Annotated in this window: 12 protein-coding genes; 6 read left to right on the forward strand and 6 right to left on the reverse strand. The window is 72.7% G+C overall.

What is annotated here, in order from left to right; genetic code table 11:
- Positions 1–11: 11 nt before the first annotated feature.
- Positions 12–1247, reverse strand: coding sequence for a hypothetical protein (locus ABEB06_RS28325; RefSeq protein WP_345699720.1), 1236 nt, complete (start codon positions 1245–1247; stop codon positions 12–14).
- Positions 1248–1250: 3 nt separating this feature from the next.
- Positions 1251–1772 carry a SigE family RNA polymerase sigma factor gene (locus ABEB06_RS28330; RefSeq protein ID WP_345699721.1) on the reverse strand — a complete coding sequence of 174 codons (522 nt, stop codon included), beginning with the start codon at positions 1770–1772 and terminating at the stop codon, positions 1251–1253.
- Between the two features lie 141 nt (positions 1773–1913).
- Here ABEB06_RS28330 and ABEB06_RS28335 point away from each other — a divergent pair, with 141 nt between their 5' ends.
- From ABEB06_RS28335 to ABEB06_RS28350, 4 genes are all read left to right on the forward strand, one after another.
- Entirely contained in the window at positions 1914–4001 is a 2088-nt protein-coding gene (locus ABEB06_RS28335; protein ID WP_345699722.1) for an MDR family MFS transporter, read from the forward strand.
- A 91-nt stretch (positions 4002–4092) separates the two neighbouring features.
- Entirely contained in the window at positions 4093–5085 is a 993-nt protein-coding gene (locus ABEB06_RS28340) for a YdcF family protein (protein ID WP_345702021.1), read from the forward strand.
- Positions 5086–5150: 65 nt separating this feature from the next.
- Entirely contained in the window at positions 5151–5744 is a 594-nt protein-coding gene (grpE, locus tag ABEB06_RS28345) for a nucleotide exchange factor GrpE (protein ID WP_345699723.1), read from the forward strand.
- A gap of 81 nt (positions 5745–5825) precedes the next feature.
- Positions 5826–6365: a flavoprotein gene (locus tag ABEB06_RS28350; RefSeq protein ID WP_345699724.1), complete on the forward strand. Its 540-nt coding sequence runs from the start codon at positions 5826–5828 to the stop codon at positions 6363–6365.
- A gap of 100 nt (positions 6366–6465) precedes the next feature.
- Here the strand turns inward: ABEB06_RS28350 and ABEB06_RS28355 are convergent, their stop codons facing one another.
- Together ABEB06_RS28355 and ABEB06_RS28360 are read right to left on the reverse strand one after the other, a co-directional pair.
- Entirely contained in the window at positions 6466–7968 is a 1503-nt protein-coding gene (locus tag ABEB06_RS28355) for a phytoene desaturase family protein (protein WP_345699725.1), read from the reverse strand.
- 287 nt (positions 7969–8255) lie between these two features.
- Complete coding sequence (locus ABEB06_RS28360; protein ID WP_345702022.1) at positions 8256–9143, reverse strand: prohibitin family protein; 888 nt, start codon at positions 9141–9143, stop codon at positions 8256–8258.
- A 151-nt stretch (positions 9144–9294) separates the two neighbouring features.
- On the opposite strand from ABEB06_RS28360, the gene ABEB06_RS28365 reads away from it, so the two are divergent.
- Complete coding sequence (locus ABEB06_RS28365; RefSeq protein WP_345699726.1) at positions 9295–11658, forward strand: ATP-binding cassette domain-containing protein; 2364 nt, start codon at positions 9295–9297, stop codon at positions 11656–11658.
- 138 nt (positions 11659–11796) lie between these two features.
- Here the strand turns inward: ABEB06_RS28365 and ABEB06_RS28370 are convergent, their stop codons facing one another.
- Both ABEB06_RS28370 and ABEB06_RS28375 read right to left on the reverse strand, forming a co-directional pair.
- Entirely contained in the window at positions 11797–12708 is a 912-nt protein-coding gene (locus tag ABEB06_RS28370) for a 1-phosphofructokinase family hexose kinase (RefSeq protein WP_345699727.1), read from the reverse strand.
- 62 nt (positions 12709–12770) lie between these two features.
- The gene (locus tag ABEB06_RS28375; protein WP_345699728.1) at positions 12771–13625 is read right to left on the reverse strand and encodes an Fpg/Nei family DNA glycosylase; all 855 of its coding nucleotides are present in this window, start codon (positions 13623–13625) and stop codon (positions 12771–12773) included.
- Between the two features lie 204 nt (positions 13626–13829).
- On the opposite strand from ABEB06_RS28375, the gene ABEB06_RS28380 reads away from it, so the two are divergent.
- Positions 13830–15200, forward strand: coding sequence for a M14 family metallopeptidase (locus tag ABEB06_RS28380; RefSeq protein ID WP_345699729.1), 1371 nt, complete (start codon positions 13830–13832; stop codon positions 15198–15200).
- Positions 15201–15233: the final 33 nt, after the last annotated feature.

The raw sequence follows: 15233 nt of genomic DNA on the forward strand, positions 1-15233 counted from the left end.
GCCGACACGGTTCACCGCACCCACGCGGGGTCGAGTGCGATGGTGCGCAGCTGTTCGACCGTCAGCACCGGAGTGCCGGGCTTGGCGCCGTACCAGGTGGTGCTGTTCACCTCGGAGAGGGTGATCATCGTGCCGTCGGGCCGGAGCACCTCGGCCTGCCAGTAGTGCACCGGCTCGGGCTGGCCCTTGGACGTCCCGGTGAGCCGGATCACCGAGACGGTGCCGTCGGCGGCGCGCACCAGGTCGTGCTGGTTGCTGTCCGAGCCGAACGAGTTCCGCTGCTCGGCGTTCCCCCAGTTCGGCTCGATCTGGACGAGGAGGCTGCCGGTGCGGTCCGCGGCGGTGACCGGCAGATGGGCCCGCCCCGGGATGTCCTGCGGACCGGGGTCGCCCGGAGTGACGCCGGTCGGGAGGAGCTGCCGGAGGGTGGCCAGCAGGTTCGTGGGTGCGGCGAGGACCGGCTCGGGTGCGGTCGGCCGTCCGGTGGCGCCCCGCCGGAAGTCCTCGAACAGCGGGTCCCAGGTGGAGCTGGTGATCACGGCGGTGAGCTGCTCGGGTGTCAGTGGCAGTTGGGTACGACCGGAGGAGGTGCCGTTAGGTTGGAAGTCGCGTTCAGAGAGGCGGACATGGCGTCCGTCGGTTCCGGTGTAGGTGGCGATCCATGTGCGGTCGGTGGCCGGCGAGCGCGGCAGTTGTTTGGTGACCACCACGATCGAGCCGTCCGGGCGGACGGTCCGGTCGCAGCTCTCGATCGGGGTGTCGAAGGGGTCCTCGCACCGGGTGCCCGGGGTGTCGGCGCCGATCGGCAGATCGACTCGGTCGGTGGAGAGGTTGACCTGCACCGAGCCGTGCCCGTCGTCGAACTGCAGCCAGGCGGTCGGCCCCATGTCGGGCATGGCCATCTGCCCGATGCCGAAGCCCTGCTCGTCGCTGATCCCGCCGGCGGGCAGCAGCGCACGCAGGGTCTGGCTCATGTACGTGCCGGTGATCCGGCCGCGAGGGCCGCCCGGCTTGACCTTGTCCCCGTCCCCGCCGGGGAACGCCAGACCCAGGTGGCCGGCGGACGCCAGCAGCGCCACACCGAGCACTCCCGCGCCGGCCACCGAGGCGGCCCGGCGGCGTCCCCGCCTGGCCTGGCCGCGGGCCTCGGCGACACGGGCGAGCATCTCGCCCGGCAGGTCCGGCGCCAGCTCGGCGGAGTTCCGCAGCGCCTTGGCGAACTCTTCCTCGAATGCGTCGACAACCATCGGTCAGCTCCTCAGCATCGAAAGCGAATCGGCGCCCAGTCGCTCCCGCAGGCGCGCCAGGGCACGGCTGCTGCGGGAGCGGACGGCTCCGGCGGTCAGGTGCAGGGCGGAGGCGGTCTCCTCGACGCTGCGGTCCTCCCAGAAGCGCAGTACCAGCACCGCCCGGTCCCGGGCGGGCAGTTCGGAGAGCACCTGCAGCAGGGTGATCCGCAGGGCCGGATCGGGTTCCGGGGCGGCGCCGTCGGTGAAGGTGTCGGTGACGTGCTCCCCGCTGCTGCGGCGTCGCCGGTACGACAGGAAGGTGTTGACCAGGACGGTCTGGGTGTATCCGGCCGGGTTCTCCAGGCGGGAGACCTTCCGCCAGCGGCCGTAGACCCGGCCGAGGGCCTCCTGGGCGAGGTCCTCGGCGAGGTGTGCGTCGCCACCGGTCAGCAGATAAGCGGTTCTGACCAGGTGGCGCCCCCTCGCCGCAGCGAACTCCCGGAAGTCCAGGTGACCTGGCGCAGTGGTTGTTGTGCGGTCCATGACCGTTTAACGCGGTGGACTCCCGACCCTGTGTCAGACGGATCGCCGGAAGTTGTCGGGGCCCCGGCCGGTCCGGACGCCCCGTCACCGGGCCGGACCTGCGGACGGGCGGCGGACGATCACCGGTGTGACGATGCGAGGGTGACCACCACCAGCGAGACCGCACCCGCCAGCCCGTCGTCGGCGCCGCCCGTGCTCGACCGGCGGCAGCGCAACATCGTCTTCGGCACCATCATGCTCGGCATGCTGCTGGCTGCCCTGGACCAGACGATCGTCGGCACCGCGCTGCCGACGATCGTCGCTGACCTCGGTGGCGCCTCGCACATGTCCTGGGTGGTGACCTCGTACCTGCTGGCGGAGACCGTCACCACCGCACTGGTCGGGAAGTTCGGCGACCTGTTCGGCCGCAAGGTGGTCTTCCAGGTCTCGGCGATCGTCTTCATCACCGGCTCGTTCCTGTGCGGCCTGGCAACCAACATGTCCTTGCTGATCGCCTGGCGGGCGATGCAGGGCGTCGGTGCCGGCGGCCTGATGGTCACCTCGATGGCGCTGATCGCCGACGTCATCCCGCTGCGCGAGCGGGGCAAGTACCAGGGCGCGATCGGCGCGGTGTTCGGTGTGGCCACGGTGATCGGTCCGCTGCTGGGCGGCCTGTTCACCGACCACCTGACCTGGCGCTGGGCGTTCTACGTGAACGTGCCGATCGCGATCCTGGTGGTCATCGCGGCGGCCCGGAACATCCCGGCGGTGCGGTCGGTGGCCCGGCCGGTCATCGACTACCTGGGCATCACCCTCGTCGCGGTCGGCGCCAGCGCACTGATCCTGGCCACCAGTTGGGGCGGCAACGAGTACGCCTGGGGCTCGCCGGTGATCATCGGCCTGTTCGTGGTCGGCGTGCTCGCACTCGCGGCGTTCTGCTGGGCGGAGACCCGTGCGGCCGAGCCGATGCTGCCGATGCGGCTGTTCCGCAACCCGGTCTTCACCGTCTGCTCCGTCCTCAGCTTCATCGTCGGCTTCGCGATGCTCGGCGCGATGACCTTCCTGCCGACCTTCCTGCAGTACGTCGACGGCGACTCGGCGACCATCTCCGGCGTGCGCACCCTGCCGATGGTGATCGGCCTCCTGATCGCCTCGGTGTTCAGCGGCAACGTGGTCTCCAAGACCGGCCAGTACCGCTGGTTCCCGGTGGTCGGCTCGCTGGTCATGGCCCTCGGCCTCTACCTGCTCTCGCTGATGCGGGCCGGCACCAGCGCCTGGCTGGCCTCGCTGTACATGTTCGTGCTCGGCGTCGGCATCGGCCTGTGCATGCAGGTGTTGACCATCGCCGTGCAGAACACCGTGGACTACACGGACCTCGGCACCGCCACCTCCGGCGTCACCTTCTTCCGCACCCTCGGCAGCTCCTTCGGTACCGCCGTCTTCGGCACCATCTACGTCAACTCCCTCAAACCGAACCTCGCCCAGGGCGTCGCCGAGGCCGCCCGGACCACCGGCGCCGACCCGCGGGCACTCGCCGCCGCGGCACAGAGCCCGCAGGGCGTGCACGAGCTGCCGCCCGACCAGGCCGCCCCGATCATCGACGCGTACGCGGACTCCCTGCACACCGTCTTCCTGTGGACCGTCCCGGTGGCCCTGATCGGCTTCGTGGTGGCGCTCTTCCTCAAGCAGGTCAAGCTGCGCGACACCGCCAGGGCCAGCTCCACCGACATGGGCGAGGGCTTCGCCCAGCCGACCTCCGGCGACTCCGCGCGGGTGCTGGAGCTGGCCGTCGGCAAGATCATCCGGCAGGTGGGCATGGACACCGCGCGCCGAGTGGTCGGATCCTCCGGCACCCGGCTGGACGTCGCCGGGGCCTGGGCGGTGATGCAGGTCGAGTTCTTCACCCGAGCCGTGGGCCACGCCAACATCAACCTGATCGCGGCCCGCCGCCGCGTTCCCCCGGAGGTGCTGGAGCCGACGTTCACCCGGATGGTCCAGGAGGGCTACCTGAGCCGACAGAACGGTTTCTACGCCCACACCGAGGCCGGCGACCGGGAGGCCGCCGCGATCACCAAGGCCTGGTCGAACTGGCTGAACGAGCGGTTGGAGGAGGACCGGGGCCGTCCGCGCAGTGCCGAGCTGCGCGCCGCCGCCGACACCATCGCCAAGCGCCTGCTCGCCGAGGACCTCGCCGAGGGCCTGCCCGAGGACCACCCGGCCCGGGAGAACGCGGGCTCCGCGACCCGCTGATGCCCTCGACGGCACCGACCGCTTCGACCACTTCGACCGCACCGACCACTTCGACGGAACCGGGACAGCGGGGGTACCGACAATGACAGGGCTGCTGGTCTACGCCCCGGCTGCGATCTTCCTGGCGCTGTTCATCGGCGGGGTCCTGCGTGACCCCCGGCGGTTCAGCAACGCCGTCCTGCTGGGGCTGACCGTCACCTTCACCGCCCTCGCCATGCTGGTCGAACTCGGCCGGGCCGACTCCGTCGCCGCCGAACTCGTCCTGGTCGCGATGGTGCTGCTACCCGCCGTCGGCACCCTGGTCCTGGCCGGACTGCTGATCGCCAACGGCGTGAAGATGATCCAGAAGGAGGGCCGCCGACTCGCCAACCTGCTGTCACTCCTCGCCGGCCTCGGCATCCTCGGCGTCGTCGGACTGCTGCTCGCCGCCACCCAGGCCGACTCGCACGCCCTGGTGGTCGCGGCCAGGACGGTCTTCCTGCTGGCCAGCTACCTCTCGTTCCTGTTCCTCTGCTTCATCGGCTACGGCTTCCTGTACGGTCGGCTCACCCCGCGCGAGGACGTCGACTACGTGGTGGTGCTCGGTGCGGGCCTGGCCGGCGGCGTCCGGGTCACCCCGCTGCTCGCCGGCCGGCTCGACCGTGGGCGACTGCTGTACGAGGCGCAGACGCTCCGCGGCCGGGCCCCGGTGATCATCGCCTCCGGTGGGAAGGGGCCCGATGAGGGGGTGCCGGAGTCCCACGCCATGGCCGACTACCTCTTGGAGCGAGGCGTCCCCGACGACCGGATCGAGCGGGAGGACCGCTCGCGCAACACGGAGGAGAACCTCGCCTTCTCGCAGGTGATCATGGCTCGGGAGAAGCCGGACTACCTCTGCGTCGTGGTCACCAACAACTTCCACGCCTTCCGCGCCGCGCTGCTCGCACGCAAGGCGGGGATCAACGGCCAGGTGGTCGGTTCGCCGACCGCCGCGTACTTCTGGCCGAGCGCGACCATCCGGGAGTTCGTGGCGGTGTTCCTGGCATACCGGACGGTCAACCTCGGGGTCTGCGCCCTGCTGGTGCTGGCGGGTGTGCTCCCGTAGCCCCGCCTTGACACGGTTGCCGGCGGTGCCTATGCCGGAGAGGAGGGCTGAGGAGGCGGACGGCGATGACCGACCCCGGTGGTGATCGGATCGAACGGCTGCTGGCCGAGCGGACGGCGGACCTGCAACGCCTGCAGGCGGAGTTCGCGAACTACCGCAAGCGAGTCCACCGGGACCGGCTCGTGGTGGGCGAGGCCGCCGTCGCCAACGTGCTGGCCGGGCTGCTGCCGGTGCTCGACGCCTTGGACGCCGCCCGCGCCCAGGGCCGCCTCACCGGTGGGCTGCGCGCCGTCGCCGAACTGCTGGAGAGCCGGCTCGGCGCGCTCGGGCTGGAGTCCGTCGGTGAGCCCGGTGATCCGTTCGACCCGACCTGCCACGACGCGGTGGACCGGGCGCCCGGTGACACCGGCACCGCTGTGCCGGGAGCCGGACCGGTCTGCGCCGAGATCGTCCGCACCGGCTACCGGGTCGGCGGCCACCTGCTGCGCCCCGCCGAGGTGGTCGTCACCCAGCCGCTCTCCTCGCCGCCCCCGCCGGGGAGCCCGCCCGGCAGCCCGCCAGCGACCCCGCCCACAGGGAGTCCGTCCGGGAGTCCGCCACCCGCGACCAGGCCACCCGCGACCCGGCCACCGCCGGACACTGCTCCGTCCGAGAGCTGACCGACAGGGCGGCGGCGGGCCGCGCCTAGACTCGCGGCGGTCGGGCAGAGTCGCGAGCCGGCGGACGAGGGGAGTCGTGGGGTGGACGCGCAGCGTGAGCCGTTCCTGTACATCGTGGTGTGTGCGGCGGGGGTGGCTGCGGAGGTGTCGGAGCTGATCGAGACGGCCAGGGGCCGAGGCTGGCGGGTGGGGGTGGTGGCGACGCCGAATTCCCTGGCGATCGTCGACCGGGCGGCGCTGGAGGCGCAGACCGGTCTGCCGGTGCGCTGCGAGTGGCGGGCGCCGGGAGCGTCGCGGCCGCTGCCGCCGCCGGACGCGATCGCGGTGGCTCCGGCGACGTTCAACACGGTCAACAAGTGGGCGGCGGGCATCGCGGACACCCTGGCGCTGGCGATCCTGTGCGAGGCGTACGGACTGGGTGTTCCGACGGCGGTGCATCCGAGGGTGAACGCCGCGCTGGCCGCCCATCCGGCGTACCGGGCGGCGGTCGAGCGGCTGTCCGGGATGGGTGTTCGCTTCCCGGCGGAGGAGCAGGCACGACCACGGGCGGCCGCGGACGACGACGCGCCCTTCGAGTGGGGCACCGTGCTCGATCTGCTGGGTCCGCCGCGGCTGCGCTGATCGTCGGTCGGTCGAGTCGGTCGATCGCCACCCGGCCGCCCGGCGAGCAGCCCGGCCGCCCGGCGAGTAGACCGGCCGGCCGGCCACCCGGCCGGACGCCTCAGGTCCGGAGGCCGGTGAGGAGGGCGAGCGGGTCGGCGTCGAGGTGGAAGGTGTGGCGCAGTGCCCGCCGGGCGGCGTGCAGTCCGGACATGCCGTGGACGCCGGGGCCGGGCGGGGTGGAGGCCGAGCACAGGTACAGCCCGGGGAGCGGGGTGCGGTAGGGGTCGAGTGCGGGGCGTGGCCGGAACACGGTCTGGCGCAGGGTCATGGCGCCGGCGCTGATGTCCCCGCCGACGTAGTTGGCGTTGTACCGGGCCAGGTCGGCTGCGGTGGTGGTGTGCCGGGCGAGGACCAGGTCGCGGAAGCCGGGGGCGAAGCGCTCGACCTGGGCGGTGACGGCGTCGGCGACGTCCAGGGTGGATCCGTGCGGGACGTGCGCGTAGGTGTAGAGGGTGTGGCGGCCGGCGGGGGCGCGGGTGGTGTCCACGATGCCGGGCTGGACGGCGAGCACGTACGGGCGCTCGGGGTGCCGGCCGGCGGCGACCTCGCGTTCGACGGCGAGGGTCTCCTCCTGGGTGCCGGACAGGTGCAGGGTGCCGGCGTACGCGCAGTCGGGGTCGGTCCACGGGACGGGTCCGGAGAGCGCGAAGTCGACCTTGCAGGCGCCCGCGCCGTAGCGGAAGGCGCGCAGCTGCCGGGCGTGGCGTTCGGGCAGGGCGGGACCGGCGATGCGGAGCAGCCCGGCGGGGCTGGTGTCGAGCAGGACGGCGCGGGCCCGGGGCAGGTCGGTGAGCCGGCCGATCGGCCGACCGGTGTGGATCCGGCCGCCGAGCCGGGTGAGTTCGGCGGTCATGGCGTCGGCGATGGCCTGGCTGCCGCCGCGCGGGACGGGCCAGCCGACGGCGTGTCCGAGGGTGGCGAGCAGCAGCCCGGCGCCTGCCGCGGGGAGGGTGCGAGGCGGCTGGATCGCGTGGGCGGCGACGCCGGCGAGCAGGGCGCGGGCGGCGGGTTCGCGGAACCGGGCGGTCCAGGCGGGGGTGCCGAACTCGGCGACCCGCAGCAGCAGCCGCAGTGCGGTGAGCGGTTTCGTGAGCGGCGTCGTGGGTGGGGTCCGTTGGTCGGAGAGGGCGGTGTCGACCAGGTCCGGCCAGTGGTCGACGAGGGGGCCGAAGACCGCGCGCCACGCCCGGCCGTCCCGGCCGAGGCCGGCGGCGGTCCGGTCCAGGTCGCGCCAGGCGACGGCGGCCGGCCGACCGTCCAGCGGCTGGGCGAAGGCGGCTGCGGGTTGCAACAGCTCGACCCGGTCGGCGAGGCCGAAGGCCCGGTAGAACGGCGAGGCGAGGGCCATCGGGTGGGCGACCGAGCAGAGGTCGTGGCGGTAGCCGGGGAGGGTGGTTTCGGCGGTCCGGGTACCGCCGCCCGGGGTGTCGGCGGCCTCGTACACCTCGACCCGCAGGCCTGCGGCGGCGAGGGCCAGGGCGGCGGCCAGCCCGTTCGGGCCGGAGCCGACCACCACCGCGTCGGTCTCCCCGTTGGACCGTTCGCCGAGCCCAGCTGTCACCGCGGCACCTCCGCCGTCGCGCCTCGTACGAGAAGCATTCCACGCCCTCGCCACCGTCCGACGGCAAGGGCGCGGAAGGACGCGGAGGAGGGCGCGGAAGGGCGCGGAGTGACGCGACGAGGGCCTGGAAGGCGAGGCAAGCACGCGGCGAGTGCGGGGAAGCACGCGGCGAGTGCGGGGAAGCACGCGGCGAGTGCGGGGACGGGCGCGCCTGCGCCTGTGGCGACGGCCCGACGACGGCCCGACGACGGCCCGGGGGCCCGGGGGCCGACGGCGGGCCGTAGCGGTCAGCGCTTGGTGGAGTCGACGATCACCGGGGTGCCGCCGCTGCCGCAGGGGCTTGCGTACACCGGGTTCTTCTCGGCGGCGGCCTTGAAGGCCTCGATGCACTGGCTGAGCAGCAGCTTGTCGGTCAGCGAGCCGGCGATCGCCGCGTTGGCGGCGGCGGTGGAGTCGGCGTCGATCTTCCGCTTCTCGGCCTCCGCCTTGGCGGTGCGGACGGCGGCCTCGGCCTGGGCGGTGGCCTGGTCCTGCTGGATCTTCGCCTCGATCGCGTGCTGCAGGCTGTCGCTGGGCTTGACGTTGCGCAGGTTGACGCCGTTGACCAGGATGCCGCGCGGGGCGAGCCGGTCGGTGATCTGCTTCTCGATCTCGGCGGCGATGGCCTCGCGCTGGGAGGTGTACCCCTCGACGCCGGTGTGCTTGGCGAAGACGTTGCGGACGATCTCGCGGCTGTCGGGCTGGACCAGCCGCTGCTGCACCGCCTCGGCGCTGCCGGCGAGCTTGTACAGGGCGAGGGTGTGCTGCGGGTCGATCGACCACTTCACGGTGAGGTCGGCGTAGAGCACGCCGCCCTCGGAGGAGCGGACCTCGACCGTGTCGTTGCCGTTCAGGTTCAGGTCGGACGGGCGGGTGGAGAAGCTCGTCACGTCGGTGAGCGGGGACTTCAGGTGCAGCCCGGGCTGCCAGGTGCCGCCGATCTTGCCGAGCGTGGTGGGCACGGCGACCTCGTACGGCTCCACCACGTGGACGAAGGTGGTCACGCCGAGCAGGACGCCCAGCACGCCGGTCAGGATGCCGCCGGCGGTTGCCGCCCGACCCCGGACCGCGCCGCGGCGCCGGAGCACCATGACGACCAGGCCGGCGGCCAGCAGCAGGAGGGAGATGAAGAGCATCGTCACGTCTTTCGGACTCTTGTTATCAGATGCTCGGAGCGTAGGAGTCGGGTGTGACCTCAGGGGGTGGGTTCAGCCTCTCTTCAGTGAAGTCAGTGACAGCCGGACCTGGTTAGATCGGCAACCAGGGCGAGGACGAGAGGGAGACACGATGAGCAGGGCCGAGTCGCACACCGCCGACAGCCACGACCTGATCCGGGTGATCGGCGCCCGCGAGAACAACCTCAAGGACGTCAGCGTTGAGATCCCCAAGCGCCGGCTGACCGTCTTCACCGGTGTCTCCGGCTCGGGCAAGAGCTCGCTGGTCTTCGACACCGTCGCCGCCGAGTCGCAGCGCCTGATCAACGAGACCTACAGCGCCTTCGTCCAGGGCTTCATGCCCACCCTCGCCCGGCCCGAGGTGGACGTCCTGGAGGGGCTGACCACCGCGATCATCGTCGACCAGCAGCGGATGGGCGCCGACCCGCGCTCCACCGTCGGCACCGCCACCGACGCCAACGCGATGCTGCGCATCCTGTTCAGCCGGCTCGGCGACCCGCACATCGGCTCGCCCAAGGCGTACTCCTTCAACGTCGCCTCGATCAGCGGCGCCGGCGCGGTCACCGTGGAGCGCGGCGGACAGACCGTCAAGGAGCGCCGCAGCTTCAGCATCACCGGCGGCATGTGTCCGCGCTGCGAGGGCCGCGGCAACGTCAACGACATCGACCTGGCGCAGCTCTACGACGACACCAAGTCGCTGGACGAGGGCGCGCTCACCATCCCCGGCTACAAGCCCGGCGGCTGGAACCACCGGCTGTACAGCGAGTCCGGGCTCTTCCCCTCGGACAAGCCGATCGGGAAGTTCACCAAGAAGGAACTGGCCGCCTTCCTGCACCACGAGCCGACCCGGATGAAGATCGCCGGGATCAACATGACCTACGAGGGCCTGATCCCGCGGATCCAGAAGTCCATGCTCGCCAAGGAGAAGGAGGGCATGCAGCCGCACATCCGGGAGTTCGTCGACCGGGCCGTCACCTTCACCACCTGCCCCGACTGCGGCGGCACCCGGTTGAGCGAGGCCGCCCGCTCCTCCAGGATCCGCGGCGTCTCGATCGCCGACGCCTGCGCGATGCAGATCAGCGACCTGGCGGAGTGGGTCCGCGGCCTGGACGAGCCGTCCGTCGCCCCGCTGCTCGCCACCCTCCGGCACACCCTCGACTCCTTCGTCGAGATCGGCCTCGGCTACCTCTCGCTGGAGCGTCCGGCCGGCACCCTCTCGGGCGGCGAGGCCCAGCGGGTGAAGATGATCCGCCACCTCGGCTCCTCGCTCACCGACGTCACGTACGTCTTCGACGAGCCCACCACCGGCCTGCACCCGCACGACATCCAGCGGATGAACGGCCTGCTGCTGCGCCTGCGCGACAAGGGCAACACGGTGCTGGTGGTCGAGCACAAGCCGGAGACCATCGCGATAGCGGACCACGTCGTCGACCTCGGCCCCGGCGCCGGCACGGCGGGCGGCACGGTCTGCTTCGAGGGGACGGTCGGCGGGCTGCGCTCCAGCGGGACGGTGACCGGGCGTCACTTCGACGACCGGGCCGCGGTGAAGCCCTCGGTGCGCGCGGCGACCGGGAAGCTGTCGATCCGCGGGGCGTCCGCCAACAACCTGCGGGACGTGGACGTCGACATCCCGCTCGGGGTGCTGACCGTGATCACCGGTGTCGCCGGTTCGGGTAAGAGCTCGCTGGTGCACGGGTCGATCCCGGCGGGGGAGGGGGTGGTCTCGGTCGACCAGGCCCCGATCAAGGGCTCCCGGCGCAGCAACCCGGCCACCTACACCGGGCTGCTGGAGCCGATCCGCAAGGCCTTCGCCAAGGCCAACGGGGTCAAGCCGGCGCTGTTCAGCGCCAACTCGGAGGGTGCCTGCCCGAACTGCAACGGCGCGGGCGTGGTCTACACCGACCTGGCGATGATGGCGGGGGTGGCCACCCCGTGCGAGGAGTGCGAGGGCAAGCGGTTCGACGCCTCGGTGCTCGAGTACCGCTTCGGCGGGCGGGACATCAGCGAGGTGCTGGCCATGCCCGTCGCCGAGGCGCGCGAGTTCTTCGCGGCGGGGGAGGCCAAGACCCCGGCCGCCAGCCGGATCCTGGACCGTCTGGCGGACGTCGGCCTCGGGTACGTCAGCCTCGGTCAGCCGCTCACCACGCTGTCCGGCGGCGAGCGGCAGCGGCTCAAGCTCGCCACCCACATGGCCGACCGGGGCGGCGTCTACGTCCTCGACGAGCCCACCACCGGCCTGCACCTGGCCGACGTCGAGCAACTCCTCGGCCTGCTCGACCGGCTGGTCGACGCCGGCAAGTCGGTGATCGTGATCGAGCACCACCAGGCCGTCATGGCGCACGCCGACTGGATCATCGACCTCGGTCCGGGCGCCGGCCACGACGGCGGCCGGGTCGTCTTCGAGGGCACTCCGGCGGAGCTGATCGCCGCGGGCGGCACGCTGACGGCCCAGCACCTGGCGGAGTACGTCCGGTAGGCGCCGGGCCCCCCGGCCCTCGGCCCCCGCCGACTGCCCACCGGCCGACGCCCACCGGCCGACGCCCCCCGCCGACCGCCCACCCGGCCGACGCCCCCAGCCGAAGCCCGCCGACGCCCCCCCGTCGACCGCCCCCGCCTACCGCCCCGCGTGCGCGGTCGTGGTGGCGCGGAGGCGGTGGTAGGCGGGGGCGTCGAACCGGCCGGCCCGCGGGGCGAGCACGGTGGCGGCGGAGAGGGCCACCGCGTCGGGCAGGATCGCCTGCCAGCCGGCGCCGCCGAGCAGGCCCGCGGCCAGCGCGGCGACCACGGAGTCGCCGGCGCCGGTGGGGTTGCCGGTGACGGCGGCGGGCGGTGCGCAGCGCCAGGCGCCCTCGGGGTCGACGGCGAGCAGCCCGTCCGGTCCGAGGGAGGCCAGGACGGCGCCGGCGCCGCGTTCGAGCAGGGCGGCGGCGGCCGCGGCCGGGTCGGTGAGGCCGGTGGCGGCGGCCAGTTCGGCGGCGTTCGGCTTGACCACGGTCGGGCCGGCGGCGAGCGCGGCGGTGAGGGCGGGGCCGTCCGCGTCGAGGACGCAGGGCACCTCGGCCCGCCGCGCCAGGGCCACCAGCTGCGCGTACCCGTCGGCCGGTACGCCGCGCGGCAGGCTGCCGGACAGCACCAGGACGCCCACCCCGGGCAGCAGCCGCCCGACCTCGCGGCACAGCCGCTGCCACTCGGCGTCCGTCAGTTCCGGACCGGCCTCGTTGAGCATGGTGGCGTCGGTCTCGTCGACCACGGCGACGGTCCGGCGGGTCTCGCCGGCGATCCGCACCGCGTGGTACCGCAGCCCGGCCGCCCGCAGGTCGGCCTCGACCGCGTCGCCCGTCGCGCCGCCGAGCGGCAGGACGCACTGCGCCTCCCGGCCCAGCGCGCTCAGCACCCGGGCGACGTTCACCCCCTTGCCGCCGGCCTGGGCGGCGACCTCGGCCACCCGGTGGCTGCGGTGCGGCCGGAACCCGGGCACCGCGTACGTGACGTCCAGGGCCGGGTTGGGGGTGACGGTCAGGATCACGACGACAGGCTCCCATGATTGAATGCGCTCGAAAATAACTCGTTCTGCGCAGATTCAATCATCTACTTGAGGAGTCGCGACAGTCTCCGGTCGGCCAGGGTCCGGCCGCCGGTCTGGCAGGTCGGGCAGTACTGCAGCGAGGAGTCGGCGAAGTCGACCGAGCGGACGGTGTCCCCGCAGATCGGGCAGCGCTCCCCGGCCCGCCCGTGCACGGCGAGGCCGGCCTTCTTCTCGGACTTCAGGCCGCCGGGCGGTGCCGAGCGGGCGTGCTCCAGCGCCGTGCCGAGCACCTGCCGGACCGCCGCGTGCAGCCGCTCGACCTGCTCCTCCTTCAGCGCGGACGCCATCGCGTACGGCGAGAGCCGCGCCGCGTGCAGGATCTCGTCGGAGTAGGCGTTCCCGATCCCGGCCATGACCGCCTGGTCGGTCAGGAAGGTCTTCAACCGCTGCCGCGCCCCGTCCGCCAGCGCGCCCAGCTCCTGCGCGGTCACCGCCAGGGCGTCCGGCCCGAGCCGGGCGACGCCGGGCACCAGTTGCGGATCGGTCACCACGTACGCGGCCAGCCGCTTGGTCGTGCCCTGCTCGGTCAGGTCGAAGCCGGACCCGTCGTCCAGCACGATCCGCAGCGCGAGCGGGCCGCGGCGGCTCGGCGGCGCGGCGGGGAAGGAGGTGCGCTCGTGCACCCAGCCCGCCCGGGCGAGGTGGACCACCAGGTGGGGGCCGTCCTCCGTCGCCAGGTCCAGGAACTTGCCGTGCCGGCCGACCTCCCGCACCGGAAGGCCGTGCAGCGCGTGGACCGGCGGGTCGAAGGTCTTGAGCACCTGGACGGAGAGGGTGTCCACGCGGGCGAGGGTGCGGCCGGCGCAGGCGGTGGTCATGCGCTCGGCCAGGGCCTGCACTTCGGGCAGCTCGGGCACCCGTCCAGTGTCACCCGGCAGGCGCAGTGCCATCCGCCGACGCGCCGCCGTTCGGCCCAGTACGAGTCAACCATCAGTCGTGTCATGGGTGTTGACTGATGACGCGCTCTCTTGACGGTCCCATGACATTGAGTCACCATCGGCTGGGCGCGCCTCCTCCGTACGTTCCGAAATCCCCCACCGGACCCCCACAGGAGGACAGTCATGCGACTGCCCCGCCGCGGCCGGCCGGCCCTCGCCGCCGCCGCCCTGCTCACACTCGCCCTCGCCGCACCGCTCGGCGCGGCCGCTCCCGCCGCCGCGCGCTCCGACGCCGCACCCTTCGACGCGGCCCGCTTCGACGCCGCTCGGATCGGGGCAGCCGAGGAGACCGTCCGCCAGTACGCGGTCGACGGCCCCTCCACGGTGGCCGAGCGGACCGCCGTCGCCGCCACCGGCGCCTCCATCGACGAGGTGGACGCCCGCTCGCTGGTCGTCTCCGCCAACGCCGCCGAACTGCTGCGGCTGAAGGCCCTCGGCTGGCGGCTCACCGAGCTGCCCGGCCCCGAGCAGAACGCCCAGCTCGGCCCCGGCATCAACGACTTCCCCAGCAAGGACTCGGCCTACCACAACTACGCCGAGGCCACCGCCGACATCAACGCCGTGGTCGCCGCCCACCCCGGGATCATGAGCAAGCAGGTGATCGGGAAGTCCTACGAGGGCCGGGACATCCTCGCGGTGAAGGTCAGCGACAACGTCGCCACCGACGAGAACGAGCCCGAGGTGCTGTTCACCTTCCACCAGCACGCCCGCGAGCACCTGACCGTGGAGATGGCGCTCTACCTGCTGCACGAGCTCGGCGACAAGTACGCCACCGACTCCCGGATCGCGGCCGCGGTCAACGGCCGGGAGATCTGGATCGTCCCGGACCTCAACCCGGACGGCGGCGAGTACGACATCTCCACCGGCAGCTACAAGAGCTGGCGCAAGGACCGCCAGCCCAACTCCGGCAGCCGGTACGTCGGCACCGACCTCAACCGGAACTGGGACTACAAGTTCGGCTGCTGCGGCGGCTCGTCCGGCTCCACCTCCAGCGAGACCTACCGGGGCAGCGCCCCGGAGTCCGCGAAGGAGGTCAAGGTGGTGGCCGACTTCGTGCGCTCCCGGGTGGTCGGCGGCAAGCAGCAGATCACCGCGGCGATCGACTTCCACACCTACAGCGAGCTGGTGCTCTGGCCGTTCGGCTGGACCACCGCCGACACCGCGACCGGCATGACCGCCGACGAGGCCAACACCTTCGCCGCCTTCGGGCGGAACATGGCCGGCACCAACGGCTACACCCCCGAGCAGTCCAGCGACCTGTACATCACCGACGGGTCGATCGACGACTGGCTGTGGGGCGCGCAGCGGATCTTCGCGTACACCTTCGAGATGTACCCGACCTCCAGCAGCGGCGGCGGCTTCTACCCGCCCGGCTCGGTCATCACCCGGGAGACCACCCGCAACCGGGAGGCGATGCTGCGGCTGCTGGAGAACGCCGACTGCATGTACCGGGCCATCGGCAAGCAGCAGCAGTACTGCGGCATCGCAAGCTGAGCCGGGCCTGGGCTAGGGTACGGGCGTCACAGC

The sequence above is a fragment of the Kitasatospora terrestris genome (genome assembly GCF_039542905.1).
GTDB lineage: Bacteria > Actinomycetota > Actinomycetes > Streptomycetales > Streptomycetaceae > Kitasatospora > Kitasatospora terrestris.

Bases quoted from the DNA above. Each gene is read 5' to 3' on its own strand.
- ABEB06_RS28325 (WP_345699720.1), bottom strand. From the start codon at position 1,247: ATGGTTGTCGACGCATTCGAGGAAGAGTTCGCCAAGGCGCTGCGGAAC.
- ABEB06_RS28330 (WP_345699721.1), bottom strand. From the start codon at position 1,772: ATGGACCGCACAACAACCACTGCGCCAGGTCACCTGGACTTCCGGGAG.
- grpE (WP_345699723.1), top strand. From the start codon at position 5,151: ATGACCGACCCCGGTGGTGATCGGATCGAACGGCTGCTGGCCGAGCGG.
- ABEB06_RS28360 (WP_345702022.1), bottom strand. From the start codon at position 9,143: ATGCTCTTCATCTCCCTCCTGCTGCTGGCCGCCGGCCTGGTCGTCATG.
- ABEB06_RS28365 (WP_345699726.1), top strand. From the start codon at position 9,295: ATGAGCAGGGCCGAGTCGCACACCGCCGACAGCCACGACCTGATCCGG.
- ABEB06_RS28380 (WP_345699729.1), top strand. From the start codon at position 13,830: ATGCGACTGCCCCGCCGCGGCCGGCCGGCCCTCGCCGCCGCCGCCCTG.